This window comes from Saccharopolyspora taberi (assembly GCF_039534165.1).
GTDB classification, from domain to species: Bacteria; Actinomycetota; Actinomycetes; order Mycobacteriales; family Pseudonocardiaceae; genus Saccharopolyspora_D; species Saccharopolyspora_D taberi.
Window position 1 is genome coordinate 161,741 of sequence record NZ_BAAAUX010000020.1, and the last position, 24,964, is coordinate 186,704.

The 24,964-nt window shown below is 68.6% G+C and carries 32 protein-coding genes; 1 reads left to right on the top strand and 31 read right to left on the bottom strand.

Translation table 11 applies throughout. The annotated features are described in order from the left end of the window. The first annotated feature begins 88 nt into the window (after positions 1–88). Entirely contained in the window at positions 89–712 is a 624-nt protein-coding gene (locus tag ABD691_RS25305) for a class I SAM-dependent methyltransferase (protein WP_344683789.1), read from the top strand. Here the strand turns inward: ABD691_RS25305 and map are convergent. From map to ABD691_RS25460, 31 genes are all read right to left on the bottom strand, one after another. Continuing rightward, entirely contained in the window at positions 693–1,430 is a 738-nt protein-coding gene (gene map / locus ABD691_RS25310) for a type I methionyl aminopeptidase (protein ID WP_344683965.1), read from the bottom strand. The genes ABD691_RS25305 and map overlap by 20 nt on opposite strands. 71 nt (positions 1,431–1,501) lie before the next feature. Beyond that, entirely contained in the window at positions 1,502–2,056 is a 555-nt protein-coding gene (locus ABD691_RS25315) for an adenylate kinase (RefSeq protein WP_344683791.1), read from the bottom strand. Between the two features lie 298 nt (positions 2,057–2,354). Further along, entirely contained in the window at positions 2,355–3,668 is a 1,314-nt protein-coding gene (gene secY / locus ABD691_RS25320) for a preprotein translocase subunit SecY (protein ID WP_344683793.1), read from the bottom strand. A gap of 400 nt (positions 3,669–4,068) precedes the next feature. Further along, positions 4,069–4,518 (bottom strand): 50S ribosomal protein L15, encoded by a 450-nt coding sequence (gene rplO, locus ABD691_RS25325; protein WP_344683795.1) that lies wholly within the window; start codon positions 4,516–4,518, stop codon positions 4,069–4,071. Between the two features lie 2 nt (positions 4,519–4,520). Then, complete coding sequence (gene rpmD / locus ABD691_RS25330; protein WP_344683796.1) at positions 4,521–4,703, bottom strand: 50S ribosomal protein L30; 183 nt, start codon at positions 4,701–4,703, stop codon at positions 4,521–4,523. Between the two features lie 2 nt (positions 4,704–4,705). Continuing rightward, positions 4,706–5,317, bottom strand: coding sequence for a 30S ribosomal protein S5 (gene rpsE / locus ABD691_RS25335; protein WP_344683798.1), 612 nt, complete (start codon positions 5,315–5,317; stop codon positions 4,706–4,708). A 34-nt stretch (positions 5,318–5,351) separates the two neighbouring features. After that, on the bottom strand, positions 5,352–5,756 hold the full coding sequence (gene rplR / locus ABD691_RS25340; RefSeq protein WP_425565154.1) for a 50S ribosomal protein L18: 405 nt from the start codon (positions 5,754–5,756) through the stop codon (positions 5,352–5,354). A 2-nt stretch (positions 5,757–5,758) separates the two neighbouring features. After that, a complete protein-coding gene (gene rplF, locus ABD691_RS25345; protein ID WP_344683802.1) occupies positions 5,759–6,298 on the bottom strand; it encodes a 50S ribosomal protein L6 in 540 nt (179 codons plus the stop codon). A gap of 16 nt (positions 6,299–6,314) precedes the next feature. Then, positions 6,315–6,713 (bottom strand): 30S ribosomal protein S8, encoded by a 399-nt coding sequence (rpsH, locus tag ABD691_RS25350; RefSeq protein ID WP_344683804.1) that lies wholly within the window; start codon positions 6,711–6,713, stop codon positions 6,315–6,317. Positions 6,714–6,935: 222 nt separating this feature from the next. Then, positions 6,936–7,121, bottom strand: a complete 186-nt coding sequence (locus ABD691_RS25355; RefSeq protein WP_344683806.1) for a type Z 30S ribosomal protein S14 — start codon at positions 7,119–7,121, stop codon at positions 6,936–6,938. A gap of 42 nt (positions 7,122–7,163) precedes the next feature. Beyond that, positions 7,164–7,727 carry a 50S ribosomal protein L5 gene (rplE, locus tag ABD691_RS25360; RefSeq protein WP_344683808.1) on the bottom strand — a complete coding sequence of 188 codons (564 nt, stop codon included), beginning with the start codon at positions 7,725–7,727 and terminating at the stop codon, positions 7,164–7,166. A gap of 2 nt (positions 7,728–7,729) precedes the next feature. Further along, the gene (gene rplX / locus ABD691_RS25365; protein WP_344683810.1) at positions 7,730–8,044 is read right to left on the bottom strand and encodes a 50S ribosomal protein L24; all 315 of its coding nucleotides are present in this window, start codon (positions 8,042–8,044) and stop codon (positions 7,730–7,732) included. Beyond that, complete coding sequence (rplN, locus tag ABD691_RS25370) at positions 8,044–8,412, bottom strand: 50S ribosomal protein L14 (protein ID WP_344683812.1); 369 nt, start codon at positions 8,410–8,412, stop codon at positions 8,044–8,046. Before rplN ends, rplX begins: the two co-directional genes overlap by 1 nt. 145 nt (positions 8,413–8,557) lie before the next feature. Beyond that, positions 8,558–8,833: a 30S ribosomal protein S17 gene (gene rpsQ, locus ABD691_RS25375; protein WP_344683814.1), complete on the bottom strand. Its 276-nt coding sequence runs from the start codon at positions 8,831–8,833 to the stop codon at positions 8,558–8,560. Continuing rightward, a complete protein-coding gene (gene rpmC / locus ABD691_RS25380) occupies positions 8,830–9,072 on the bottom strand; it encodes a 50S ribosomal protein L29 (RefSeq protein WP_344683816.1) in 243 nt (80 codons plus the stop codon). Before rpmC ends, rpsQ begins: the two co-directional genes overlap by 4 nt. Continuing rightward, positions 9,072–9,491 (bottom strand): 50S ribosomal protein L16, encoded by a 420-nt coding sequence (rplP, locus tag ABD691_RS25385; RefSeq protein WP_344683818.1) that lies wholly within the window; start codon positions 9,489–9,491, stop codon positions 9,072–9,074. Before rplP ends, rpmC begins: the two co-directional genes overlap by 1 nt. Before the next feature lie 3 nt (positions 9,492–9,494). Continuing rightward, positions 9,495–10,352: a 30S ribosomal protein S3 gene (gene rpsC, locus ABD691_RS25390; protein ID WP_344683819.1), complete on the bottom strand. Its 858-nt coding sequence runs from the start codon at positions 10,350–10,352 to the stop codon at positions 9,495–9,497. Next, positions 10,352–10,768 (bottom strand): 50S ribosomal protein L22, encoded by a 417-nt coding sequence (gene rplV / locus ABD691_RS25395; protein ID WP_344683821.1) that lies wholly within the window; start codon positions 10,766–10,768, stop codon positions 10,352–10,354. Before rplV ends, rpsC begins: the two co-directional genes overlap by 1 nt. A 40-nt stretch (positions 10,769–10,808) precedes the next feature. Then, positions 10,809–11,090: a 30S ribosomal protein S19 gene (rpsS, locus tag ABD691_RS25400; RefSeq protein ID WP_344683823.1), complete on the bottom strand. Its 282-nt coding sequence runs from the start codon at positions 11,088–11,090 to the stop codon at positions 10,809–10,811. An 18-nt stretch (positions 11,091–11,108) separates the two neighbouring features. Further along, the gene (gene rplB, locus ABD691_RS25405) at positions 11,109–11,942 is read right to left on the bottom strand and encodes a 50S ribosomal protein L2 (protein WP_344683825.1); all 834 of its coding nucleotides are present in this window, start codon (positions 11,940–11,942) and stop codon (positions 11,109–11,111) included. 32 nt (positions 11,943–11,974) lie between these two features. Further along, on the bottom strand, positions 11,975–12,274 hold the full coding sequence (gene rplW, locus ABD691_RS25410; RefSeq protein ID WP_344683827.1) for a 50S ribosomal protein L23: 300 nt from the start codon (positions 12,272–12,274) through the stop codon (positions 11,975–11,977). Beyond that, positions 12,271–12,957, bottom strand: a complete 687-nt coding sequence (gene rplD / locus ABD691_RS25415; RefSeq protein WP_344683828.1) for a 50S ribosomal protein L4 — start codon at positions 12,955–12,957, stop codon at positions 12,271–12,273. Before rplD ends, rplW begins: the two co-directional genes overlap by 4 nt. Further along, complete coding sequence (gene rplC, locus ABD691_RS25420) at positions 12,957–13,607, bottom strand: 50S ribosomal protein L3 (protein WP_344683831.1); 651 nt, start codon at positions 13,605–13,607, stop codon at positions 12,957–12,959. Before rplC ends, rplD begins: the two co-directional genes overlap by 1 nt. 17 nt (positions 13,608–13,624) lie before the next feature. Beyond that, entirely contained in the window at positions 13,625–13,930 is a 306-nt protein-coding gene (gene rpsJ, locus ABD691_RS25425) for a 30S ribosomal protein S10 (protein WP_009948626.1), read from the bottom strand. 548 nt (positions 13,931–14,478) lie between these two features. Then, positions 14,479–15,672 (bottom strand): elongation factor Tu, encoded by a 1,194-nt coding sequence (tuf, locus tag ABD691_RS25430; RefSeq protein WP_344683833.1) that lies wholly within the window; start codon positions 15,670–15,672, stop codon positions 14,479–14,481. A 132-nt stretch (positions 15,673–15,804) separates the two neighbouring features. Next, positions 15,805–17,907, bottom strand: a complete 2,103-nt coding sequence (gene fusA, locus ABD691_RS25435) for an elongation factor G (protein WP_344683834.1) — start codon at positions 17,905–17,907, stop codon at positions 15,805–15,807. Positions 17,908–17,982: 75 nt separating this feature from the next. Beyond that, entirely contained in the window at positions 17,983–18,453 is a 471-nt protein-coding gene (gene rpsG / locus ABD691_RS25440; protein ID WP_344683836.1) for a 30S ribosomal protein S7, read from the bottom strand. Then, on the bottom strand, positions 18,453–18,827 hold the full coding sequence (rpsL, locus tag ABD691_RS25445) for a 30S ribosomal protein S12 (RefSeq protein WP_344683838.1): 375 nt from the start codon (positions 18,825–18,827) through the stop codon (positions 18,453–18,455). The genes rpsG and rpsL overlap by 1 nt, the downstream gene beginning before the upstream one ends. Positions 18,828–19,370: 543 nt before the next feature. After that, complete coding sequence (locus ABD691_RS25450) at positions 19,371–22,697, bottom strand: ADP-ribosylglycohydrolase family protein (protein ID WP_344683840.1); 3,327 nt, start codon at positions 22,695–22,697, stop codon at positions 19,371–19,373. Between the two features lie 49 nt (positions 22,698–22,746). Beyond that, positions 22,747–23,865 (bottom strand): ADP-ribosylglycohydrolase family protein, encoded by a 1,119-nt coding sequence (locus tag ABD691_RS25455; protein WP_344683842.1) that lies wholly within the window; start codon positions 23,863–23,865, stop codon positions 22,747–22,749. A 162-nt stretch (positions 23,866–24,027) separates the two neighbouring features. After that, entirely contained in the window at positions 24,028–24,867 is an 840-nt protein-coding gene (locus ABD691_RS25460) for an alpha/beta fold hydrolase (RefSeq protein WP_344683844.1), read from the bottom strand. Positions 24,868–24,964: the final 97 nt, after the last annotated feature.

Consider the following 24,964-nt stretch of genomic DNA (forward strand, 5'->3'; position numbering starts at 1 on the left):
ACACTCGGGTGACCTGCGTGATCACGCCGCGCGTGCGGTAGCCGAACCGCTACCGTCGCACTGCGGTTCCGACAGGCAGGAGCATCCAGTGAGCACGCGCACCAAGCTGCACGAGTACGCGACCTTCGTGGCGCGCGCCGTGCGGAAGCCCTCGACGGTGGGTGCGGTCCTGCCGACCTCCCGGCACGTCGCGAAGGCCGTCTCGGTCGTCGTCCCGTCCGCGGGCAACCCGGTCGTGCTCGAACTCGGTCCCGGCACCGGCGCGCTCAGCGGCGCGATCCGGGACCGGCTGCCGGAAGGCGGCAGGCACCTCGCGGTGGAGATCGACCCGGTGATGGTCGGCTACCTGCGGCGCACCAAGCCGTGGCTGGAGGTCATCGAGGGCGACGCCGCGGACCTGCGCAAGCTGCTCGCGGAAGCCGGGGTCACCCGGGTCGACGCCGTCATCAGCAGCATCCCGTGGACGCTCCTGCCCCCGCGGACCCAGCGGCAACTGCTCGCAGAGGCGGGGGCCGCGCTGAAACCGGACGGGGTGTTCACGTCCGTCACCTACCTGACGACGCTCTGGCGCGCCGCCACCCGTGAGTTCATCCGGAACCTCGACGAGACGTTCGACGAGGTGCTGCCGCGCAGCACGGTGTGGCGGAACGTGCCGCCGACCCGCGTCTACGTCTGCCGCAGGCCGCGGGACCTCAGTCCTCGGCCTGCGTGAGCACCCAGGGACCGTCCTCGGTGATCGCGACGGTGTGCTCCCAGTGCGAGGCGCGGGAGCCGTCGAGCGTCACCACGGTCCACTCGTCCTCGAGCTCCTCGGTGTCGGTGGTGCCGAGCGTGAGCATCGGCTCCACCGCGATGGCCATCCCGACCTTGAGCTTCGGGCCCTTGCCCGGCTTGCCGAGGTTTGGCAGGAACGGCGCCATGTGCATCTCGGTGCCGATGCCGTGCCCGCCGTACTCCTCGATGATCCCGTAGTCGATGCCGTCGGCCGCGGCGGACGCCCGCGCCGACTGCTCGATCGCGTGCGAGATGTCGGAGAGCCGGTTGCCCGCCCGCACCTGCTCGATGCCGGCCCACATCGACTTCTTGGTCGCCTCCGACAGCGCCGCGTCGCGCTCCCCGATAGACCCGACCGCCACGGTCACCGCGGAGTCGCCGTGCCAGCCGTCGAGGATCGCGCCGCAGTCGACCGACAGCAGGTCGCCGTCGGAGAGGACCTCGTCGCGGGAGGGGATCCCGTGCACCACCTTCTCGTTCACCGACGCGCAGATCGACGCCGGGAACCCGTGGTAGCCCTTGAAGGAAGGCACCGCGCCCGCGTCCCGGATGACCTGCTCGGCGACCTCGTCCAGCTCCCCGGTGCTGGCACCGGGGACCGCCTTCGCGGTCACCGCGGCCAGTGCGCGCGCCACGACCAGCCCGGCCGCGCGCATCGCCTGGATCTCACCCGTGGACTTGAGCTCGATGCCCTTCCCCCGCCGCAACAACGCATCCACCCTCGTGCTCAGGCCGCGGCGCGCAGCGCCTTGAGCGCGCGCTCGCTGATGTCCTCGATCGAACCGACGGCGTCGATCCGGATCAGCTTGTCCTTGTAGTAGTCCAGCAGCGGCGCGGTCTCGGACTCGTAGACCTGCAGGCGGCGCCGGATGATGTCCTCGGTGTCGTCGGCCCGGCCGCGCCCGAGCAGGCGCTTGACCAGCTCCTCCTCCGGCACGTCGAACTGCAGCACCGCGGTCACCCCGGTGCCCTTCTCGGCGAGGGACCTGGCCAGCACGTCGGCCTGCCCGGTGTGGCGCGGGAACCCGTCGAGGACGAACCCGTTGCGCGCGTCGGAGTCCTCCAGCCGCTCCAGCACCATCTCGTTGGTGATCGAGTCGGGGACCAGCTCGCCCGCGTCCAGGTAGCGCTTGGCCTCCTGGCCGAGTTCGGTGTTGTTGCCGATGTGGAACCGGAACAGGTCACCGCTGGAGATGTGCGGCACCGAGAGCTGCTCGCTGAGCACGGCCGCTTGGGTTCCCTTGCCCGCACCCGGCGGGCCGACGAGAATCAATCGCACCAAGGGTCTGCCTCCGAATCAATCTGGTGGCTCCGACGCCACCCTCGCCGAGCGCTGACGGGTACCCGGCACAGCTGTCCCCGAGAGACCGGTCTGTCACCGAGCGACGGCACCACAGTCCAGCCCCACACTCTACGTAAGCGCCCCCGCCCCCAGGACGGGCCCTCAGGCCTGGGTTCTCAGACCTGCGGTTTCCCAGGCCCGGGTTCTCGGGCCCAGGTTCTCGGGCCCGGGGTTTCTCGGGCCTGGCTTTCTCGGGCCTGGGGTCCTGGCGAGCACCGCAGGGTACCGACCGTCCAGTCTAGCGGAGGAAACCCTCGTACCTGCGTTGCGTGAGCTGGCTCTCGATCTGCTTCACGGTGTCCAGACCGACGTTGACCATGATCAGCACCGCGGTACCGCCGAACGGGAAGTTCTGGTTCTGCCCCTGACCACCGGTCAGGCCGAGGAAGAAGTTCGGCAGGATCGCGATGATGCCCAGGTACAGCGAGCCGGGCAGGGTGATCCGGGACAGCACGAAGTTCAGGTACTCGGCGGTCGGCCGCCCCGGGCGGATGCCCGGGATGAAACCGCCGAACTTCTTCATGTCGTCCGCCCGCTCCTCCGGGTTGAACGTGATCGACACGTAGAAGTACGCGAAGAAGATGATCATCGCCATGTACAGCAGGATGTGCACCCAGCTGGACGGGTCGACGATGTAGGTCTGGATGAACTGCGCCCACCAGGAGTTCTGGTTGCCCGCGAGCTGGCCGAGCAGCTGCGGCAGGTACAGCAGCGAGGATCCGAAGATGACCGGGATGACACCGGCCTGGTTGACCTTCAGCGGGAGGTAGGTCGAGGTCCCGCCGTACATCCGGCGGCCGATCATCCGCTTGGCGTACTGCACCGGGATCCGGCGCTGCGCCTGCTCGATGAAGACCACCGTCGCGATGATCGCGACCGCGAAGGCGCAGACGACCGCGAAGACCAGCGGGCCGTGGGAGGTCAGGATGTTGCCGCCCTCGGCCGGGATCCGGGCCGCGATCGAGGCGAAGATCAGCAGCGACATGCCGTTGCCGATGCCGCGCTCGGTGATCAGCTCGCCCATCCACATCAGCAGCGCCGCACCCGCGGTCATCACGACGACGATGGTGACCAGGTTGAGCACCGACTCGTCCGGGATGACCGGGACCGAGCAGCCCTGGAAGAGGTTGCCGCGCACGGCGAGCGCCACCACACCGGTCGCCTGCAGGACGCCCAGGGCGATCGTCAGGTACCGGGTGTACTGCGTCAGCTTCGCCTGGCCCGCCTGGCCTTCCTTCTTCAGCTGCTCGAAGCGCGGGATGACCACCTGCAACAGCTGGATGATGATGCTGGAGGTGATGTAGGGCATGATCCCCAGCGACAGCACGGAGAGCTGGAGCAGGGCCCCGCCGCTGAACAGGTTCAGCAGGGAGTAGACGCTTTGGCTGCCGCTGCCCTGGATCTGCTGGATGCACTGCTGGATGTTCGGGTACGACACCCCGGGAGCGGGGATCGTGGCGCCGAGCCGGTACAGCACGACCAGGCCCAGGGTGAACAGGATCTTGCGGCGCAGGTCCGGCGTCGCCAGAGCCGAGCGGAAGGCGCCGAGCACGCGAACCTCCTGTACGCGAGCCGGTCGGGACCGTGCCCCGGAGTGCGGGGATGCCCCCGCACCGGCAGGGACGGTGGCCGGCTTCCAGCGCCGGCACAGCGGGAAACTCTCATGCGCCGCCGTGCCCGCACGACGCCGCGACGGCGACTCTAGCAGGCTGTCGGGCCGACACGGTCGGCGACCGACAGCTCACCGGTGATCAACGCTTCGCTCTCGGCGAACCGAGCAGAACCCCTTGCACCGCTTGGACCTGCGGCGCATCGCAACAACGGGTGATCTTGGGCCGAACCCGGTCCCCGAACCGGTTACCGGCACCCGCGGCACCGGTCCGCCGCACGTGGCACAAATGCGCCAGGGCCGGCCGACCCGGAGGTCGACCGGCCCTGTTCGCGAAGCGCCGTCAGCGGTCCAGCTTGGTGGCCGAACCACCCGCGGCGGTGAGCTTCTCCTGGGCGCTGCCGGTGAACGCGTGCGCGGTCACGTCCAGCTTGACGCCCTCCAGGTCCCCGTCGCCGAGGATCTTGACGAGCTCGCCCTTGTTGGCCAGACCGGCCGAGATCAGCTCGTCGATCCCGACGGTCCCGCCCTGCGGGAACGCGGCGGCCAGCTTGCCGACGTTCACACCGTGGTACTCGGTGCGGAAGCGGTTCTTGAAGCCGCGGAGCTTCGGGAGCCGCATGTGGATCGGCATCTGCCCGCCCTCGAAGCGCGGGGAGACGTTCTTGCGGGCCTTGGTGCCCTTGGTACCCCGACCGGCGGTCTTGCCCTTGGAGCCCTCACCGCGACCGACCCGGATCTTGTCGCGCTTGGCGCCGGGAGCCGGCCGCAGGTCGTGAATCTTGATGACCATGCTCAGTTGACCTCCTCGACGTGCACCAGGTGGCGCACGACGTTGACCAGGCCGCGCACGTCAGGGGTGTCCGGGCGGATCACCGACTGGCGGATCTTGCGCAGACCGAGGGTCCGCATCGAGTCCTTCTGGTTCTGCTTGGCGCCGACCAGACCCTTGTGCTGGGTGATCTTCAGCTGTGCCATTGTCACGCCCCCTGACCCGCACGGGCCCGCAGCATGAACGCCGGGGCGACGTCCTCCAGCGGCAGGCCGCGGCGCGCCGCGACCTCTTCCGGACGCTGGAGCTGCTTCAGCGCCGCCACGGTCGCGTGCACGATGTTGATCGGGTTGTCGCTGCCCAGCGACTTGCTCAGCACGTCGTGCACGCCGGCGCACTCCAGCACCGCGCGCACCGGGCCACCGGCGATGACACCGGTACCGGCGCTGGCCGGACGCAGCAGCACGACGCCCGCGGCGTCCTCGCCCTGGACCGGGTGGGTGATGGTGCCCGCGAGCCGAGGCACGCGGAAGAAGTTCTTCTTCGCCTCCTCGACGCCCTTGGCGATCGCCGCCGGAACTTCCTTGGCCTTGCCGTAGCCGACACCGACCATGCCGTCACCGTCGCCGACGACGACCAGCGCGGTGAAGCTGAACCGCCGACCGCCCTTGACGACCTTCGCGACCCGGTTGATGGTCACGACTCGCTCGAACTGCGGGGTCTTCTCTTGGGCCGCCCCGCCACGGCCACCGTCGCGGCGGTCCCGGCGGTCCTTGCCGCCGGACTCCGAACCGCCGTCACGCCGAGTGCGTCCAGGCATCAGGCGTCCCTTCCGTTCGCTGTCTTACGCATGATCAGAACTCCAGACCGCCCTCGCGGGCGGCGTCGGCCAGCGCGGCCACCCGGCCGTGGTAGGCGTTGCCGCCGCGGTCGAAGACGACCTTGTCGACCCCGGCCTCCTTGGCGCGGGCCGCGACCAGCTCGCCGATCTTGGCGGCCTTGGCCTTCTTGTCGCCCTCGAACGAACGCAGGTCGGTCTCCATCGTGGAGGCCGAGGCCAGCGTGTGCCCGACGGTGTCGTCGATGACCTGCGCGACGATGTGCCGCGTGGACCGCGTGACGACCAGCCGCGGACGCGCCGGGGTGCCGCTGACCTTCTTGCGGAGGCGGAAGTGGCGGTTGGAACGGGCGGTCCGACGCACGCCCGAGATGCCCTTGCCCACTGGCTTGCGCTTGGTAGCTGTGGTGGTCTCGCTCATGGTCACTTACCCGTCTTTCCGACCTTGCGGCGGATGGTCTCGCCCGCGTAGCGAACGCCCTTGCCCTTGTACGGGTCGGGCTTGCGCAGCTTGCGGATCCTGGCGGCGATCTCGCCGACCAGCTGCTTGTCAATCCCCTTGACCGACAGCTTGGTGGGACCGTCGGTGGCGAACTGGATGCCCTCCGGCGGCTCGACGACGACGGGGTGGCTGTAGCCCAGGGCGAACTCGAGGTTCGAGCCCTTCTGCAGCACGCGGTAACCCACGCCGTGGATCTCGAGGTCCTTCTGGTAGCCCTGGCTGACGCCGACCACCATGTTGTTCACCAGGCTGCGGGACAGTCCGTGCAGCGAGCGGCTGTAGCGCTCGTCGTCGGGCCGCTTGACCAGGATCGAACCGTCCTCGTCCTTCTCGACGACGATCGGCTCGGCGATCTCCTGCACCAGGGACCCCTTGGGGCCCTTGACCGTCACGGTCTGGCCGTCGATCGTCACCTCGACGCCGGAGGGGACGGTGATCGGCAGCTTTCCAATGCGCGACATGGCCGTTCCTCCTCCCTTACCAGACGTAGGCGAGGACTTCCCCGCCCACGCCCTGCTTGATGGCCTGCCGGTCGGTCAGCAGACCGCCGGAGGTCGAAATGATCGCGATGCCCAGTCCGCCCAGCACCTTCGGCAGGTTGGTGGACTTGGCGTACACCCGCAGGCCCGGCTTGGAAACCCGGCGCAGGCCCGCGATGCTGCGCTCGCGGTTCGGGCCGTACTTGAGCTCGACGACCAGGTTCTGGCCCTTCTCGCCCTGCTCCGTGCGGGAGCCGGCCACGTAGCCCTCGCGCTTGAGGATCTCGGCGATGTTCGCCTTGAGCTTGGAGTGCGGCATCACGACCTCGTCGTGATACGCGGTACTGCCGTTGCGCAGACGAGTGAGCATGTCTGCGATCGGGTCGGTCATCGTCATGGTGACCTCTTCAACCTTTCTCGTCTGGTTCCGACGGTTCCTGACTGGTGCGCGCGGCACCGTCTGGAGCCTGGCCTGGACGAAGTCGGGATCATCGCCTGCCGCGACGGCAGGCCCGTTGTTCTTCCCGCGCGAACGCGAGCGTTCCTCAGCGGAGGGCAAACGCCCTGGTAGCGCCCGACGAGGGTACCGGCAGCCGCCGGACCTCCGTCGGGCGGGACCTCACCAGCTGCTCTTGCTCACGCCCGGCAGCTCGCCTGCGTGCGCCATCTCGCGGAAGCACACGCGGCAGAGCCCGAACTTGCGGAACACCGACCGCGGACGGCCGCAGCGCTGGCACCGGGTGTAGCCCCGGACCTTGAACTTCGGCTTGGCGGCGGCCTTGTTGACCAGTGCCTTCTTGGCCATCGGCTCAGCTCTCCTTGTTTCGATCCACAGCAACGGCCACGGTCACTGCTCCTTGAACGGGAAGCCCAGCCGGCGCAGCAGCACCCGGCCTTCCTCATCGGTGTTGGCCGTCGTGACGACGGTGATGTCCATACCGCGCGGGCGGTCGATCGAGTCCGGGTCGATCTCGTGGAACATCGACTGCTCGTTGAGGCCGAAGGTGTAGTTGCCGTTGCCGTCGAACTGCTTGCCCGACAGCCCCCGGAAGTCGCGGATGCGCGGCAGCGCGATCGTGACCAGCCGGTCGATGAACTCCCACATCCGGTCGCCGCGCAGCGTGACGCGGGCACCGATCGGCATGCCCTCGCGCAGCTTGAACTGCGCGATGGACTTGCGGGCCTTGCGGATCTCCGGCTTCTGGCCGGTGATGGTCGCCAGGTCGCGCACCGCGCCCTCGATCAGCTTGCTGTCCCGCGCGGCGTCGCCGACACCCATGTTGACCACGACCTTGACCACACCGGGCACCTGCATCACGTTGGAGTACTTGAACTCCTCGTTGAGTGCCTGGCGGATCTCGTCGCGGTAGCGAGCCTTGAGCCGGGGGACGATCTTCTCAGTCGTGGTCATGATCAGATGTCCTTACCGTTGCGGCGAGAGATGCGAACCTTCTTGCCGTCTTCACCGATGCGGTAGCCGACGCGCGTGGGCTGGCCGTCGGAGTCGACGACCATCACGTTGCTGACGTGGATCGGTGCTTCCTGCGTGACGATGCCACCGGACTGCGCACCACGCTCGGTCCGGGAGACCTTGGTGTGCTTCTTGATCCGGTTGACGCCCTCGACGAGGACCTTCTCGCGCTGCGGGTAGGCGGCGATCACCTTGCCCTTGGCGCCCTTGTCCTTGCCCGAGATGACAACGACGGTGTCACCCTTCTTGACCTTCATCACAGCACCTCCGGCGCGAGCGAGATGATCTTCATGTACTTCTTGTCACGCAGCTCGCGGCCGACGGGCCCGAAGATACGGGTTCCACGCGGCTCGCCGCCCGGCTTGATCAGCACCGCGGCGTTCTCGTCGAACCGGATGTAGGAACCGTCCGGACGACGCTTTTCCTTCTTCTGCCGGACGATGACGGCCTTGACCACATCGCCCTTCTTGACGTTGGCACCGGGGATGGCTTCCTTGACGGTCGCCACGATGATGTCCCCGATACCGGCGTACCGCCGACCGGAGCCGCCGAGAACCCGGATGGTGAGGATCTCCTTGGCCCCAGTGTTGTCGGCGACGCGAAGTCGCGACTCCTGCTGGATCACGTCTGACTCCTGACCCTAAGCACCCGGGCCTTCGCCCGGGAGCACTCTGGCGCGACGGATTTCCGACCCGACGCGCGCGGTCAACCGGCACACGATTCGGCCGGCCGCTGAAAACCTCCAACGGCCGGCCGACCGCGATGCCGACTTACTTGGCCTTCTCGACGACCTCGACCAGCCGCCAGCGCTTGGTCGCCGACAGCGGGCGGGTCTCCATCAGGAGAACCCGGTCGCCCACACCCGCGGTGTTGGCCTCGTCGTGCGCCTTCACCTTGGTGTTGCGGCGCATGACTTTGCCGTAGAGGGCGTGCTTCTTGCGGTCCTCGAGCGAGACCACGATCGTCTTGTCCATCTTGTCCGAGACGACGTAGCCCTCGCGGACCTTGCGGTAGTTGCGGGTCACGCCCTGTCCTTGCTCACTCATGCCGCGCCCTCCTCAGCGCCTTCAGGGGAAACCGTCAGGCCCAGTTCGCGCTCACGCATGATCGTGTAGATCCGGGCGATGTCCCGGCGGACGACGCGCAGCCGGCGGTTGTTCTCCAGCTGTCCGGTCGCCATCTGGAAACGGAGGTTGAAAAGCTCTTCCTTCGCTTCCTTCAGCTTGAGCACGAGCTCCTCGTCGTTGAGCTCGCGCAGCTCGGTGGCGGTGACACCCGCTGCCATCAGAAGTCACCACCCTCGCGGGACACGATCTTGCACTTCATCGGGAGCTTGTGCGCCGCACGGGTCAGCGCCTCGATCGCGGTCTTCTCGTTCGGGAAGTTCAGCTCGAACATGATGCGACCGGGCTTGACGTTGGCGACCCAGGACTCCGGGGAACCCTTACCGGAACCCTGACGGGTTTCGGCCGGCTTCTTGGTCAGCGGGCGGTCCGGGAAGATGTTGATCCACACCTTGCCGCCACGCTTGACGTGCCGGGTGATGGCGATACGGGCCGACTCGATCTGACGGTTGGTCACGTAGCCGTGCTCGATCGCCTGAATGCCGTACTCACCGAAGTTGATCCGGGTGCCGCCCTTGGCGAAGCCCTTGCGCTTCGGCGCGTGGCTCTTGCGCCACTTCACCCTGCGTGGGACGAGCACGTCTCAGCCCTCCGTCTTCTCTTCGGTCGCCGGGGCGGCCTGCTCGGCGGAGTCCGCGGCCTTGGCCTTGTCGGACTTGTCCGCCGCGGCGCGGCCGGCCTCGGTGCCACCGGAGCCCGTGGTGCCGGACGCACCCGAACGGCGACGGCCGCCGCGCTCGGGACGGCCACCCCGCTCGCCCCGCTCGCCGCGCGGCGGGCGGACCTCGGACTCCTGCTGCTTCTGCTTCAGGCCACCGACCAGCTCACCCTTGTAGATCCACACCTTGACGCCGATGCGCCCGAAGGTGGTGCGGGCCTCGAAGAAGCCGTAGTCGATGTCGGCGCGCAGCGTGTGCAGCGGAACCCGGCCCTCGCGGTAGAACTCCGACCGGGACATCTCGGCACCGCCGAGACGGCCACCACACTGCACGCGGATGCCCTTGACCTGCGGGGAGCGCATGGCCGACTGGATGGCCTTGCGCATCGCGCGCCGGAACGACACCCGGTTCGAGAGCTGCTCGGCAACGCCCTGGGCGACCAGCTGCGCATCCGCCTCGGCGTTCTTGACCTCGAGGATGTTGAGCTGGACCTGCTTGCCGGTCAGCTTCTCCAGGGAACCGCGGATGCGGTCCGCCTCGGCACCGCGGCGGCCGATGACGATGCCCGGCCGGGCGGTGTGAATGTCCACCCGGACCCGCTCGCGGGTGCGCTCGATCTCCACCTTGGAGATACCGGCGCGCTCCATACCGCGAGAGAGCCGACGGCGGATCTTGACGTCCTCCGCGACGTATTCCGAGTACTGCTTGTCGGCGTACCAGCGGGACTTCCAGTCCGTGGTGATGCCGAGCCGGAAGCCGTGCGGGTTGATCTTCTGACCCACTACCGGGCACTCCCCTTCTGGCTCTTGGACTTGCCGGCCACCTTCGGACGCGACTCGACCTCGACCGTGATGTGGCTGGTCCGCTTGCGGATCCGGTACGCGCGACCCTGCGCACGCGGGCGGAATCGCTTCAGCGTCGGCCCCTCGTCCACGTACGCCCGGTGCACCCAGAGGGTGTCGGGGTCGAGCGAGAGGTTGTTCTCCGCGTTGGCGACGGCACTGGCGAGCACCTTCGACACCGGACCGCTGGCGGCCTGCGGCGCGAACTGGAGCACGGCCAGGGCTTCGCTGGCGCTACGGCCCTTGATGAGCTCGACCACGCGACGGGCCTTCATCGGCGTCACGCGGACGAAGCGGGCCCGCGCCACTGCGCGCGGGTTCTCCTCCGCGGCAGTGTCGTCGGAACGGGCTGTCATCCTGCTACCCCTTGCTGCTGTTCGTTCGTCACAGACCCGCTCAGCGGCGGCGCGACTTCCGGTCTTCCTTGACGTGGCCCTTGAAGGTGCGGGTGGGGGCGAACTCGCCCAGCTTGTGCCCGACCATGGACTCGTTGACAAACACCGGCACGTGCTTGCGGCCGTCGTGCACCGCGAAGGTGTGCCCGAGCATGTCGGGGATGATCGTCGACCGGCGGGACCAGGTCTTGATCACGGTCTTCTTGCCCGACTCGTTCAGCGCGTCCACCTTCTTGAGCAGGTGGTCGTCCACGAACGGGCCCTTCTTCAGGCTGCGTGGCATGTTCTCCTACCTCCCTGCTCAGCGCTTCTTGCCGGTGCGGCGACGGCGGACGATGAGCTTGTCACTGGGCTTGCGGCGGCGGGTGCGGCCTTCCGGCTTGCCCTTCGGGTTGACCGGGTGGCGACCACCCGAGGTCTTGCCCTCACCACCACCGTGCGGGTGGTCCACCGGGTTCATGACGACACCGCGGACGGTCGGGCGCTTGCCCTTCCACCGCATCCGGCCCGCCTTGCCCCAGTTGATGTTGGCGTGCTCGGAGTTGCCGACCTCGCCGACCGTGGCGCGGCACCGGGCGTCCACGTTGCGGATCTCGCCCGAGGGCATCCGCAGCTGGGCGTACGGGCCGTCCTTGGCCACCAGCTGGACCCGGGCACCGGCCGAGCGCGCGATCTTGGCCCCGCCACCGGGACGCAGCTCGATCGCGTGGATCACGGTACCGGTGGGGATGTTGCGCAGCGGCAGGTTGTTGCCCGGCTTGATGTCGGCCCGCGCACCGCTCTCGATGCGGTCGCCCTGCTTCACGCCGTTCGGCGCGATGATGTAGCGCTTCTCGCCGTCGGCGTAGTGCAGCAGAGCGATCCGAGCACTGCGGTTCGGGTCGTACTCGATGTGCGCGACCTTGGCAGGCACACCGTCCTTGTCGTTGCGGCGGAAGTCGATCAGGCGGTACGCCTTCTTGTGGCCGCCGCCCTTGTGCCGCGTGGTGATCTTGCCGTGTGCGTTGCGACCACCGCGACCGTGCAGCGGGCGCAGCAACGACTTCTCCGGCTCCGACCGTGTGATTTCGGCGAAGTCGGACACGCTGGAGCCACGACGCCCTGGCGTCGTCGGCTTGTACTTGCGAATGCCCATCTCTAACGCAACCTCGTCCTAGTCAGCGCCGGTCAGGCGGCCGGTCCGCCGAAGATCTCGATCGGCTTGCTCTCCGGGGACAGCGTCACGATCGCCCGCTTGGTGGCCTTGCGCTGGCCGTACCCGGTGCGGGTGCGCTTGCGCTTGCCCTGGCGGTTGATCGTGTTCACGTTGGTGACCTTCACGCCGAAGATCTTCTCGACCGCGATCTTGATCTCGGTCTTGTTCGAACCCGGGCGGACCAGGAACGTGTACTGGTTCTCCTCGAGCAGCCCGTAGCTCTTCTCGGAGATCACCGGCGCAAGGATGATGTCTCGCGGGTCGGGGATCACTGGTTCGCCTCCTCAGCCTCACCAGAGGTAGCCGCCGCCTTCGCCGCCTTGCCCTGGGCCGGGCCGGCAACGAAACGCTCGAACGCCGACTTGGTGAACACGACGTCGTCGTTGACCAGGACGTCATAGGTGTTCAGCTGGGACGGGTCGATCAGGTGGACGTTCTGCAGGTTGCGCAGGCTCAGCCAGGAGGTCTCCTCCGACTTGTTGAGCACCACCAGAACGCGCTTGGCCTCGGTCCAGGTCCGCACCGCCGCCTTGGCCTGCTTGGTCGAGGGCTGCTCGCCGCCGACCACGTGGGTCACCACGTGCAGCTGGCCCGCGCGGACGCGGTCGGACAGAGCACCGCGCAGCGCGGCGATCTTCATCTTCTTCGGGGTCCGCTGCGAGTAGTCGCGCGGCTGCGGCCCGTGGACGGTGCCACCACCGGTGAACTGCGGGGCGCGGATCGAGCCCTGGCGGGCGTTACCGGTGCCCTTCTGCCGGTACGGCTTCTTGCCGCCACCGGACACCTGGCCGCGGGTCTTCGTCGCGTGCGTGCCCTGCCTGCCCGCGGCGAGCTGGGCCACGACGACCTGGTGCATCAGCGGGATGTTCGCCTGCACGTCGAAGATCTCGGCGGGCAGCTCGACGGTGCCGTCGGTCTTGCCGTCCGGGGTACGGACGTCCAGCGTCACGCTCATCACGCACCACCCTTCGCAGGACTCTTCACCAGCACCAGTCCGCCCTTCGGGCCGGGGATGGCGCCCTTGATCAGCAGCAGGCCGGACTCGGCGTCGACCCGGTGAACCTTGAGGTTCTGGGTGGTGACGCGGTTGGAGCCCATCCGCCCGGCCATCCGCATGCCCTTGAACACGCGGCCCGGGGTGGCGCAGCCACCGATGGAACCCGGCTTGCGGTGCACGGCCTGGGTACCGTGGCTCGCGCCCTGGCTGCGGAAGCCGTGGCGCTTGATGGTGCCCGCGAAGCCCTTGCCCTTGCTGGTGCCGACGACGTCGACCACCGTGCCGGCCTCGAAGACCTCGGCGGTGACCTCGTTGCCGACCTCGTACTCACCGGCGTCGGCGGTGCGCAGCTCGACGACGTGGCGGCGCGGGGTGACGCCGGCCTTGGTGAAGTGGCCGGTGCGCGGCTTGTTCACCTTGCGCGGGTCGATGGCGCCGAACGCCAGCTGCACGGCCGAGTAGCCGTCCTTCTCCGGGGTGCGAATCTGGGTGACCACGTTCGGCCCGGCCTGCACGACGGTCACCGGGACCACCCGGTTCTGGTCGTCGAAGACCTGGGTCATGCCGAGCTTGGTGCCCAGAATCCCCTTGATCTGCCTGTCAGACATGGGTCTCGTCTCTCCGCCTACTGGATGTTCACGTCGACGCTGGCTGGCAGGTCGATGCGCATGAGCGCGTCCACCGTCTTCGGCGTCGGTTCGAGGATGTCGATGAGCCGCTTGTGCGTCCGCATCTCGAAGTGCTCCCGCGAGTCCTTGTACTTGTGCGGGGAGCGGATGACGCAGTAGACGTTCTTCTCAGTGGGCAGCGGCACCGGCCCGACGACCCGAGCGCCGGTGCGCGTCACGGTCTCGACGATCTTGCGCGCAGACGCGTCGATCGCCTCGTGGTCGTAGGCCTTGAGCCGGATGCGGATCTTCTGTCCCGCCATAGTGGCTTGCCGTTCCTCTAGTCTCGTGCCGCGGTTGCATGTAGGGAGCGGGTGCACCGCACCCCTGTGGGCGTTGGTGCCCTGCGCGGCCTCAGCCGTGTGAGCTCCCCCGGTGCCGGATGTCCGGCGGGGATGGGTCACAGCCCTCGGTCCGCCCCTGTTCAGGTGTTTGGTGCCCGGTACACGCGGTCGGGCGTGTCGCCTGTTGACCGCATACCGGTCCCGCCGAACTTCGCCGGTGGGATGGGCTTGAGCCCGTACACCTACTCTTGCCACCCTGATCGGCAGCACAGGCCCGGAGAACCGGTCCTGGCCCGAACCAAGGGCGCGAGGCTGTTCGTAACGAAGCGGTCGGAATCATCCGGTGAAACCCAGATCTCCTGGTGACGCCGGAATCCGACCGCTGTCGAACGAGCAACCCATACAGGATGACACACGCCGTATGTCAACCCAAATCGGGGGTGGGTTCAGCGGGAATTCGATCTCGGTTTCCCGCCCGAACCCGCAGAGGGCCTGCCCTCCCGAAGGAAGGCAGGCCCTCTACCGGATCACTTGTGGATCTTGGTGACGCGGCCCGCGCCGACCGTGCGGCCACCCTCGCGGATCGCGAAGCGCAGACCTTCGTCCATCGCGATCGGCTGGATGAGCTGCACCGACATCTCGGTGTTGTCGCCCGGCATGACCATCTCGGTGCCCTCGGGGAGGGTCACGACGCCGGTCACGTCGGTGGTGCGGAAGTAGAACTGCGGGCGGTAGTTGTTGAAGAACGGCGTGTGCCGACCACCCTCGTCCTTGGACAGGATGTAGACCTGCGCCTCGAACTCGGTGTGCGGGGTGGTGGTGCCGGGCTTCACGACGACCATGCCGCGCTCGACCTCTTCGCGCTTCACACCGCGGATGAGCAGACCGACGTTGTCACCGGCCTGGCCCTGGTCGAGCAGCTTGCGGAACATCTCGACACCGGTGACGGTGGTCTTGATCGGCTTTTCCTTGATGCCGACCATCTCGACCTCTTCGTTCACGTTGATGACGCCGCGCTCGATGCGCCCGGTCACCACGGTGCCACGACCGGTGATGGAGAAGACATCCTCGATCGGCATCAGGAACGGCTTGTCGGTCTCGCGCTCCGGGTCCGGAACGTTCTCGTCGACCGCGTTCAGCAGCTCCATGATCTTCTCGCCCCACTCGGCGTCGCCCTCCAGCGCCTTCAGCGCGGAGACGCGGACGACCGGGACGTCGTCGCCGGGGAACTCCTGAGCCGACAGCAGCTCGCGGACCTCCATCTCGACGAGCTCGATGATCTCCTCGTCGTCGACCATGTCGGCCTTGTTCAGCGCGACCAGGATGTAGGGAACGCCGACCTGGCGGGCGAGCAGCACGTGCTCCCGGGTCTGCGGCATCGGGCCGTCGGTCGCCGCGACCACCAGGATCGCACCGTCCATCTGGGCGGCACCGGTGATCATGTTCTTGACGTAGTCGGCGTGACCGGGGGCGTCGACGTGCGCGTAGTGACGCTTCTCGGTCTGGTACTCGACGTGCGCGATCTGGATCGTGATGCCGCGCTGCTTCTCCTCCGGCGCCTTGTCGATCTCGTCGAACGGCGTGAAGGGGTTCAGCTCCGGGTGCTTGTCGTGCAGCACCTTGGTGATCGCCGCGGTGAGCGTGGTCTTGCCGTGGTCAACGTGACCGATGGTCCCGATGTTGACGTGCGGCTTGTCCCTCTCGAACTTCGCCTTCGCCACTGGATTGTCCTCCTGGACTTGTTAACTTTCCGCCGTACGACTTGTTGTGCCAGGCGGAGTCCTGTCGGGTTGGTGACCGGTGGCCGCACCTCCGCGAGCGGAGCCGCGGCCACCCGCCGCCGGAACTGGGGATTACTCCCCGGTCGCCTTCGCGATGATCTCCTTCGCCACGTTCGCGGGAACCTCGGCATAGGAGTCGAACACCATCGAGTAGTTCGCACGACCCTGCGTCTTGGAGCGCAGGTCGCCGACATACCCGAACATCTCGGACAGCGGGACCTGAGCCTTCACGACGCGGGTGCCGCTGCGCTCCTCCATGGCCTGGATCTGGCCACGGCGGGAGTTCAGGTCGCCGATGACGTCACCCATGTAGTCCTCGGGCGTGGTCACCTCGACCGCCATGATCGGCTCGAGGATCGCGGGGGACGCCTTGGCGGCGGCCTCCTTCAGCGCGATCGAGCCGGCCACCTTGAAGGCCATTTCCGAGGAGTCGACCTCGTGGTACTGGCCGTCCAGCAGGGTCACCTTGATGCCGACCAGCGGGTAGCCGGCCAGCACGCCGTACTGCATGGCGTCCTGGGCACCCTGGTCGACCGACGGGATGTACTCCCGCGGCACGCGGCCACCGGTGACCTTGTTCTCGAACTCGTACGTCGCACTGTCGGCGGTCTGCTCGATCGGCTCGAGCGCGATGATGACCCGGGCGAACTGACCCGAACCACCGGTCTGCTTCTTGTGCGTGTACTCGTACTTGTCGACGGTCTTGCGGATCGTCTCGCGGTAGGCCACCTGGGGCTTACCGATGTTCGCCTCGACCTTGAAGTCCGTCTTCATCCGGTTGACCAGGACCTCGAGGTGCAGCTCACCCATGCCCTTGATGATGGTCTGACCGGTTTCCTCGTCCAGCTTGACCTGGAACGTGGGGTCCTCCTCGGCGAGCTTCTGGATCGCCGTGGACAGCTTCTCCTGGTCGGCCTTCGTCTTGGGCTCGATGGCCACCTCGATGACCGGCTTCGGGAAGGTCATCGACTCGAGGACGATCGGGTTCGCCGGGTCGCACAGGGTGTCACCGGTGGTCGTGTCCTTGAGACCGATCACCGCGTAGATGTGACCCGCCTGGATCTCCTCGACCGGGTTCTCCTTGTTGGAGTGCATCTGGAACATCTTCCCGATGCGCTCCTTGCGCTCCTTGGTCGAGTTGATGACCTGGGTGCCGGAGGAGACCTTGCCGGAGTAGACCCGGACGTAGGTCAGCTTGCCGAAGAACGGGTGCACCGAGATCTTCGAGACCAGCGCGGAGAAGGGCTCCTCGGTGCTGGGCTTGCGCTCGGCCGGGGTCTCGCCGTCGGTCAGCGTGCCCTGCACGGCCGGGACGTCCAGCGGCGAGGGCAGGTAGTCGACGACCGCGTCCAGCATCGGCTGGACACCCTTGTTCTTGAACGCGGTACCGCACAGCACCGGGAACGCCTCCCGGTTGATGGTGATCTTGCGGATGGCGCCCTTGATCTGCTCCTCGGTCAGCTCCTCGCCGCCGAAGTAGAGCTCCATGAGCTCCTCGTCGGACTCCGCGACGGCCTCGACCAGCTTCTCGCGGTACTCCGCGGCGCGGTCGGCGAGGTCGGCCGGGATGTCCTCGACCGCGTAGTCCGTGCCCTTCTTGACCTCGCCTCGCCAGGTCAGGGCCTTCATCCGGACCAGGTCGACGACGCCCTCGAAGTCGGACTCCGCACCGATCGGCAGCTGGAGGACCAGCGGCTTGGCGTTGAGGCGCTCCTCGATGGTCTTGACGGTGTAGTAGAAGTCCGCGCCCAGCTTGTCCATCTTGTTGACGAAGCAGATGCGGGGGACCTCGTACTTGTCCGCCTGACGCCAGACCTGCTCGGACTGGGGCTCGACACCTTCCTTGCCGTCGAACACCGCGACCGCACCGTCGAGCACGCGCAGGGACCGCTCCACCTCGACGGTGAAGTCGACGTGCCCCGGGGTGTCGATGATGTTGATCTGGTTGTCGTCCCAGAAGGTCGTGGTAGCAGCCGAGGTGATGGTGATACCCCGCTTCTGCTCCTCTTCCATCCAGTCCATCGTCGCGGCGCCGTCGTGCACCTCGCCGATCTTGTACGTGATCCCCGTGTAGTAGAGGATCCGCTCGGTCGTGGTGGTCTTGCCCGCGTCGATGTGGGCCATGATGCCGATGTTGCGGACCTTGGTCAGGTCTGTCAGCACGTCGCGTGCCACGAGTTTGTTCCCCGTTCCTACAGCAGGTTCAGCTGTCGAATCGGTGAGTCGAAGCGGGCAGGAGCCGACCCGACGTCACCAGCGGTAGTGCGCGAAGGCCTTGTTGGACTCCGCCATCTTGTGCGTGTCTTCGCGCTTCTTGACGCTCGCGCCAAGACCGTTGCTCGCGTCCAGGAGCTCGTTCATCAGGCGCTCGACCATGGTCTTCTCGCGGCGGGCCCGCGAGTAGGTCACCAGCCAGCGCAGCGCCAGGGTGGTGGAGCGGCCGGCCCGGACCTCGATCGGCACCTGGTAGGTCGCGCCACCGACGCGGCGGCTGCGGACCTCGAGGGTGGGCTTGACGTTGTCCAGCGCGCGCTTGAGCGTGACGACCGGGTCGGTGCCGGTCTTCTCCCGGCAGCCTTCCAGCGCGGCGTACACGATGCGCTCGGCCAGCGAACGCTTGCCGTCCACCAGGACCTTGTTCACCAGCTGGGTGACCAGCGGCGAGCTGTAGACGGGGTCGGCGTGCAACGGCCGCTTCGGGGCCGGACCCTTGCGGGGCATCAGCTCTTCTCCTTCTTGGCGCCGTACTTGCTGCGGGACTGCTTGCGGTTCTTGACGCCCTGGGTGTCAGCGGAACCGCGGATGATCTTGTACCGCACGCCGGGGAGGTCCTTCACACGGCCGCCGCGAACGAGCACGATCGAGTGCTCCTGCAGGTTGTGCCCCTCACCCGGGATGTAAGCCGTGACCTCGATGCCGCTGGTGAGCTTGACACGGGCGACCTTGCGCAGTGCCGAGTTGGGCTTCTTCGGGGTGGTGGTGTACACGCGGGTGCACACGCCACGCCGCTGCGGGCTCTCCTTGAGCGCCGCGGTCTTGGTCTTCGCGACCTTGTCCTGGCGGCCCTTACGGACCAGCTGCTGGATGGTGGGCATGGACCGGCTTTCTGTCAGCGTTCGCGTCTTCTGGCTACTCGTCCAAGCGCCGCTCGTCCGAGCTCCGCTTGACGCACCGTGCCCTGGCGTCGAGCACCGCAGGCACTGTGTACTTGGGACTCCCCCGCACCACGAGGTCGGGCGTGTCGCCCGCTCCTCGGCCTTGCGGCGCTGATGGCGTCCCAACGGGAATGACCCCAGTGGGCTGTCAGGAGGAGTTCCGCCGCCCGCGGCGGTGTCCGCGATCGCGGATAACGATCGCCGTCACGCACGGGCATGCGGATCGACCCGATGGCTCGGGTCCGATAAACAAAGATACCCGCCCCGTTCTGAGGGGGTCAAAACGGGGGTACCCATGACCTGCCCGGTCCGACCAGGGCTCCTTCGAGCGCCGCCGGCCACCGGGCTCGCCGTGTCTGATCAGCCACTCTACCCATTGCCGCAAGGGTTGCCGGAGAGCTGGGACCGGAGAGCACACCAAAGGCGCAGGCTCGAACGGTTGCGCGAGCCGGCCGGCGGTGCTGCCGGCCGGCTCGCGTGCGGTCAGCGGTCGGCGTCGTAGACCGAACCGGGCATCACGCCGTTGATCCGGCGCGGCGAAGGCTTCGGCGACGGGAACTCGGCGAGCGGCTCCGGCTCGTCGGAGACCGCGCGCAGCCTGCGCGAGGAGTTCTCCGGCAGCTGCTCCTCCCGGCGCGCGCGGACCGGGTACCGGTCGTTCCAGTCCTCGTCGACCGGGCGGGCCACGTCCGGGGCGTCCGGGTGGAAGGCGCCCACCCCGAACTCGACCACGCAGTCCAGCGCCATCTGCTCGATGACGTCGCGCAGCTCCAGGTCGGCCAGCCAGTCCACCGGCAGCGCGCTCACGCCCAGCAGGGCGCCGACGATGTTGCCGCAGATCGCGGCGGTGGAGTCGCTGTCGCCGGAGTGGTGGGCGGCCACCCGCAGCGCCAGCTCGACGTCGTCGCCGCCGACCAGCGCCGCGCACACGGCGATGGCCAGCGCCTCCTCGCCGACCCAGCCGCCGCCGAGGACCTCCTCGATGTGGCGCGGGCTGGGCACCCCGCTGCCCGCCAGCTCGACGGCGAGCTTGAGCATCGCGGTGGTCTCGTCGTGGTCCTCCCAGGTCTCCAGGACCTGGAGGGCCAGCCAGACGCCGTCGTCGAGACTGCGGCCGAGCAGCGCCTGCTGCACGATCACCGCGAGCGCGCCCGCCGAGTGGTAGCCGGCGGGGTGGGTATGGGTCAGCGCGGCAGTCCGGGCGGCGAGCTCGAAGACCTCGGCCGGGTCGGCGGAGTACAGCGCCGCGGGCGCGGCCCGCATGACACCGCCGCAGCCCTTGGAGTCGTTGATCTTGTGGGAGAACGAGCCAGCCGGGCGGCCGTCGCCGAAGTCCGACAGCGCGCGGAAGATCGTCTTGCCCGGTCCCCTGGTGCTGAACAGCCCGGGGACCTCGATCAGCCAGCCGTCGGGCACGGGGTGGTCGGAGATGTACCAGCCTGCGGCGGCCTCCCACGCCACGCCCTGGGTGTGCAGCCAGCGCTGGTAGGCCAGCTGCACCTCGGGCAGCGGGTCGTCCGAGCCGAGGGTGCGCTGCGCGATGCTGCCGCGGATCAGCCCTTCGGCGGTGAACAGCGTCATCTGGGTGTCGTCGGTGATCGCACCGCGCACGCCGTACGCCTCCCGCAGGCCGCGCGGGCCGTCCGGGCCGAACCGCTGGGTGATCTCCTCCGCGGTCCGGAACTCCAGGTCGGAGCCCAGCGAGTCGCCGAGCGCGCCGCCGAGGAAGCAGCCGAGCACGCGTTCGGTCAGCGACGGGGCGACGTAGTCGGGGTCCTCGGCCTTGGCGTGGCCGCCGGAGGAGATGGCCACCGGGGCGGGTTCGGTGGTCGGGAAGCCGGGTTCGGCGCCGTTCTCGGACTCGGCGCCGATTTGCGCTAAGGCGGCGAGGGCCGCTACCGGTTCCGCCGCGACTTCTGCGGGCTCGACTTCTTCGAGTTCGGGCTCTGCGGAGTCGTTTTCTTCGGGCTCGGCTTCTTCGGTGTCAGCTTCTTCGTAGCCGTTTTCTTCGAGTTCGGCTTCTTCCAGCTCGGCTTGTTCCGGCTGGGATTCTTCCGGCTCGGCGTCTTCCGGCTCGGCTTCTTCGAGGCCGACGCCGTCGGATTCGAGGGCGTCCTCTTCCGGCTCGGCCTCGTCCGCCGGGTCCGGGTCGGTGGCGAGTTCGGTTTCCGGCTCGGTTTCGCCGGACAGTTCCGGCTCTGCGGGCAGTTCCGGCTCTGCGGGCAGTTCCGCGTCGATGAGCAGCCCCGGGTCGATGAACGACTGGATGTCGACCTCGGAATCCGGCTCCGGATCGGCCACCTCGAGGTCGAGTCCGGTCTCGGCGGCTTCGACGTCCTCGGCTTCGACGTCGGCGAGGACTTCCGCCGGGGAATCGACGGGCTCGGGCTCGGGCGGCGCCGGGAAGGTCGGCTGCCCCGCGGAGTTTCCCTCCTCTGCGGGGAGGAACTCACCGCTGACCGGTTCCGGGACGAAGACCGGCGCGGGCTCCGGCTCGTCCCGCACGACCGGCTGGGGCGCGGTCTGCTCGCGCGGGTCCGGGTCGTCCGGCCGGATCGCGGGCAGCACCATCGTGGCCTCCGCCGCCGAAGTAGCCTCCGCCGCCGAAGCATCCACTGTGGACCCCTGCGGTGCGGCCAGGGCGAGCGGAGCGGCGGGCGGCCTGCTGTCGGCCACGTAGCGCTGCGCCCACTTCGGCATGGTCGGTGCCGCGAACGCCTCGGCCGCGTCAGCGCACAGCAGCTCGACGATCTCGCGCATCTCCAGCTGTTCCAGCCACCGCTCCGGGATCGCGCCGGGCCCGTACAGCGCTCCCGCGAGCTGCCCGGCCAACGCGCCGGACACCGAGCTGTCCGCCGAGTGGTTCACCGCCATCCGCACCGCGTCGGCGAAGTTGTCCGTGCACGCCACCGAGGCCAGCGCGATGCCGAGCTCACCCGGCTTGCCGTAGGTGTCGAACTCGATGTCCAGCTCCGCCGGTCCGAGCCGCTGGCCGCGCTGGCCCGCGAACATCGCGGCGTGCACGGTCCGGTGGACGTCGGCGGGCGGCGGGCCAGCGGTGTAGGTCCGGCCGAGCCGCTGCTTCTCCGACGCCGAAACCGCGTCCCAGAGCCCGTTTCCGCGGACCAGCTGTGCGAGCACGTCGCTGTGCAGACCGGCCGCGGCCTGCGTGTTGACGTCCGCGGTGAACAGGTGCGCGACCATCGCTCCGGCGGCGAAGACCAGCTCGCCCGCGTTGCCCCACAACAGCGTCGGCGCGGCCCACACGATGGCGTCCGAAACGCACGTGTCGCCCAGCAGCGGGCTCGGCGGGTTCGGCGCCGCGGCCCGGCCCATCGCGGCCAGCGCGAACCCGGTCGGGTTGCGGGTGGAGTGCACCTCGGGCCGTTCCAGCAGCCAGCCCGCGGGCTCGGGGTACCTGCCGAGCACCGCGGCCATCGCGTACTCCCACGGCACGCCCTGCGTGTGCAGCCACCGCAGGTGGTTGACGCTCACCAGGTCCGTCGGCAGCCAGCCGTTCGGATCGATGTTGGCGGCCTTGGCGCGCAGCAGCGCTTCCAGCGTGAACACCGTCATCTGGGTGAGGTCGGTGGCCGCGCCCCGGCGGCCGAAGACCGGGATGAGGTCCACGACCCCGCGCGGCGGGAACCAGTGCTGGATCTCCGCCCCGGACCGCCACCGGACGGCCGCGCCGAGGGCGTCGCCGACCGCACCGCCGAGCATCGCGCCGCGGAAGCGCTCCGCCCACGCGTCGCCGGGCGGCATCACCGGTCGGTTCGGGCGGGCGGACCAGGAGTTCGTGTCGGTCATCCCTGTGTCTCCTGTCGGGGTCACCAGGCTGCGGGTCGCCAGGCGGGGGTCACCAGGCGGGGTACCGCTGCGTCCACGCCGCGTCGGTGGGCGGGTTCGGGCTGAACTCGGCCAGTGCGTCCTGGGCGATGGTGCGGATCAGGTCGTGCAGTTCGAGCTTTTCAAGCCACTCCGGGGGAATGGCGCGGATTCCGTGGATCGCCCCCGCAATGTTGCCGCACACGATCCCGGTGGAGTCGGAGTCCCCCGAGTGGTTCACCGACAGCAGCAGCGCGTCCCGCGGGTTGTCGGTGGCCATGGCCGCGTAGAGGCCGATCGCGAGGGCCTCCTCGCCCACCCAGCCCTGGCCGAGCTCCTCCTTCAGCTCCTCCGGGGTGACCGCGCCCCGGCCCGCCAGCTCGACGGCCGCGTCCAGCGCCGCGAGCTGCTCCTCGTGCTCGGGCCAGCGGACGAGCAGTTCGCGGGCGATCCGCACGGAGTCGGCCGGCGGGACCGACCGGATCAGCTGGTGCACGATCACCGCCAGCACGCCGGCGGACAGGAACCCGCTGGGGTGGCTGTGGGTCAGCGCCGCGGTGTCGACGGCGGCCTTGAACACCTCGGCCGGGTCGTTGGACCACACCGCGACCGGCGCGGCGCGCATGACGCCGCCGCAGCCCTTGGAGTCGTTGATCCGGTGCTGCGGGGTCGCGTGCTGGTGGGTCCGCGCGAAGTTCCCGAGCGCGGTCAGGCACGTGTTGCCGGGGGCGCGGGGGCTGAACAGGTCGCTGTTGGTGATCAGCCAGCCGTCGGGCTGCGGCAGGTGCCTGGCGTAGGGCCCGGCCGCCTGCTCCCAGGGCTGGTTCTGCGTGTGGTACCAGCGCTGGTACGCGTGCTGCACCTCGGGAACGGGGTCGTTGTCGACCGGCTTGATGCGCCGCGCGATGTGGGCCCGGATCAGCCCTTCCAGCGTGAACAGCATCATCTGGGTGTCGTCGGAGATGTTGGCCAGACCGTCGCGGAGCACCGGTTCGGTCAGCCCCGCTTCGCCGTGGTGGCGGCGGATCATGCCGAGGTCGTGGAACTCGATGGCGTAGCCGAGGGCGTCGCCCATCGCGCCGCCGAGCATGCTGCCGAGGAACCTCTCGTGGGCGTTCGGGGCCTCGTTTCCCGGAACCTGCTCGCTCATCGGCTTTCGACACCCGCTTCCGTCGTGATCGGACCTGCCGGGCTCGTGAGCGCCCCGCTCCCACTGCCCCGCGGGCGAGAACGTACCAACTCGGAATTGCCCGCCCGTGCGCCTTCGATCATTTAAACGTGTAGGCAACCTCACCCCGGGGCGTGCGGGCCGCTAGCGCACGAGGAACCGCAGCAACTTCCGGTTGGTCTCCTCGGCGTTTCCCATCGGGACCGCGTGATGTCCGACGCCGGACACGACGGCGGTCTCGACGTTCGGCACGCGGCGGCGGGCGTTGCGGATCAGGATGCGGATGTTGTGCGCCTTGCTGTTCTCGGCGACCAGCACCAGCGTCGGGACCGTCAGCCGCTCCGGCTGCGGGCTCGGGCGCACGATCACCTTGGAGCGCTGGGAGAAAGCGCCGAGGGCCTGGAGTTCCAGCACCTCCGGGTCGATCCCGCCGCCGGTCTCCCACCTGACGAAGTCGCGGATGCGCGCGGGGGTGGGGCGCAGCAGCGGAGCCGCGCGCAGCAGGTAGCCCGGCTTCCAGCGGGCGAAGCACGCGGTGGGCTCCAGCAGCGCGAGCCTGCGGACACGGATCGAGCGCAGGGCGTAGTGCAGCGCGATCCACGCGCCGTGGGAATGTCCGCACAGGTGCACGGCTTCGAGGTCCAGGTGGTCGAGCACCGCGTCCAGCCAGGCCATCAGGTCGGGCAGGCCGGTGATCGCGCGCCCGTCCGGGACGCTGCGGCCGGCGTCTCCCATCCGGTCGATCGCGTAGACGCGGTGGGAACGGCTGAGCGCTTCGGCGTTGGCGAACCAGACCGCGGACGTGGTTCCCGCGCCGTGCATGAGCACCAGCGGGGTCGCGTCCTGCGGGCCGCAGGCGTGCACGCGCGTGGTGCCGAACTGCGACGGGACGTCCAGTCGTTCCACCTCGATCGGCCACCGGGCCAGCACCGCGTCGTAAGCCGCTGCGTACGCTTCCGCGTTCTCCGAGGTCGGGAAGGCCATCGCTCACCTCGATCACCGGTCGTCGCCGACTGATAGTACGGTCGCGGCCCCGTGGGGCTTCCCCTCCGCGCGCGACCCGGGGCGCCATCACTCGATC

Bases quoted from the DNA above. Each gene is read 5' to 3' on its own strand.
- map (WP_344683965.1), bottom strand. From the start codon at position 1,430: ATGCGCGCGGCCGGGCTGGTCGTGGCGCGCGCACTGGCCGCGGTGACC.
- rplO (WP_344683795.1), bottom strand. From the start codon at position 4,518: ATGGTCATCAAGATTCACGACCTGCGGCCGGCTCCCGGCGCCAAGCGC.
- rpmD (WP_344683796.1), bottom strand. From the start codon at position 4,703: ATGGCACAGCTGAAGATCACCCAGCACAAGGGTCTGGTCGGCGCCAAG.
- rpsE (WP_344683798.1), bottom strand. From the start codon at position 5,317: ATGCCTGGACGCACTCGGCGTGACGGCGGTTCGGAGTCCGGCGGCAAG.
- rplR (WP_425565154.1), bottom strand. From the start codon at position 5,756: ATGAGCGAGACCACCACAGCTACCAAGCGCAAGCCAGTGGGCAAGGGC.
- rplF (WP_344683802.1), bottom strand. From the start codon at position 6,298: ATGTCGCGCATTGGAAAGCTGCCGATCACCGTCCCCTCCGGCGTCGAG.
- rpsH (WP_344683804.1), bottom strand. From the start codon at position 6,713: ATGACGATGACCGACCCGATCGCAGACATGCTCACTCGTCTGCGCAAC.
- ABD691_RS25355 (WP_344683806.1), bottom strand. From the start codon at position 7,121: ATGGCCAAGAAGGCACTGGTCAACAAGGCCGCCGCCAAGCCGAAGTTC.
- rplE (WP_344683808.1), bottom strand. From the start codon at position 7,727: ATGACCACGACTGAGAAGATCGTCCCCCGGCTCAAGGCTCGCTACCGC.
- rplX (WP_344683810.1), bottom strand. From the start codon at position 8,044: ATGAAGGTCAAGAAGGGTGACACCGTCGTTGTCATCTCGGGCAAGGAC.
- rpsQ (WP_344683814.1), bottom strand. From the start codon at position 8,833: ATGAGTGAGCAAGGACAGGGCGTGACCCGCAACTACCGCAAGGTCCGC.
- rpmC (WP_344683816.1), bottom strand. From the start codon at position 9,072: ATGGCAGCGGGTGTCACCGCCACCGAGCTGCGCGAGCTCAACGACGAG.
- rplV (WP_344683821.1), bottom strand. From the start codon at position 10,768: ATGACAGCCCGTTCCGACGACACTGCCGCGGAGGAGAACCCGCGCGCA.
- rpsS (WP_344683823.1), bottom strand. From the start codon at position 11,090: ATGCCACGCAGCCTGAAGAAGGGCCCGTTCGTGGACGACCACCTGCTC.
- rplB (WP_344683825.1), bottom strand. From the start codon at position 11,942: ATGGGCATTCGCAAGTACAAGCCGACGACGCCAGGGCGTCGTGGCTCC.
- rplD (WP_344683828.1), bottom strand. From the start codon at position 12,957: ATGAGCGTGACGCTGGACGTCCGTACCCCGGACGGCAAGACCGACGGC.
- rplC (WP_344683831.1), bottom strand. From the start codon at position 13,607: ATGTCTGACAGGCAGATCAAGGGGATTCTGGGCACCAAGCTCGGCATG.
- rpsJ (WP_009948626.1), bottom strand. From the start codon at position 13,930: ATGGCGGGACAGAAGATCCGCATCCGGCTCAAGGCCTACGACCACGAG.
- rpsG (WP_344683836.1), bottom strand. From the start codon at position 18,453: ATGCCCCGCAAGGGTCCGGCCCCGAAGCGGCCGTTGCACGCCGACCCC.
- rpsL (WP_344683838.1), bottom strand. From the start codon at position 18,827: ATGCCCACCATCCAGCAGCTGGTCCGTAAGGGCCGCCAGGACAAGGTC.
- ABD691_RS25450 (WP_344683840.1), bottom strand. From the start codon at position 22,697: ATGACCGACACGAACTCCTGGTCCGCCCGCCCGAACCGACCGGTGATG.
- ABD691_RS25455 (WP_344683842.1), bottom strand. From the start codon at position 23,865: ATGAGCGAGCAGGTTCCGGGAAACGAGGCCCCGAACGCCCACGAGAGG.
- ABD691_RS25460 (WP_344683844.1), bottom strand. From the start codon at position 24,867: ATGGCCTTCCCGACCTCGGAGAACGCGGAAGCGTACGCAGCGGCTTAC.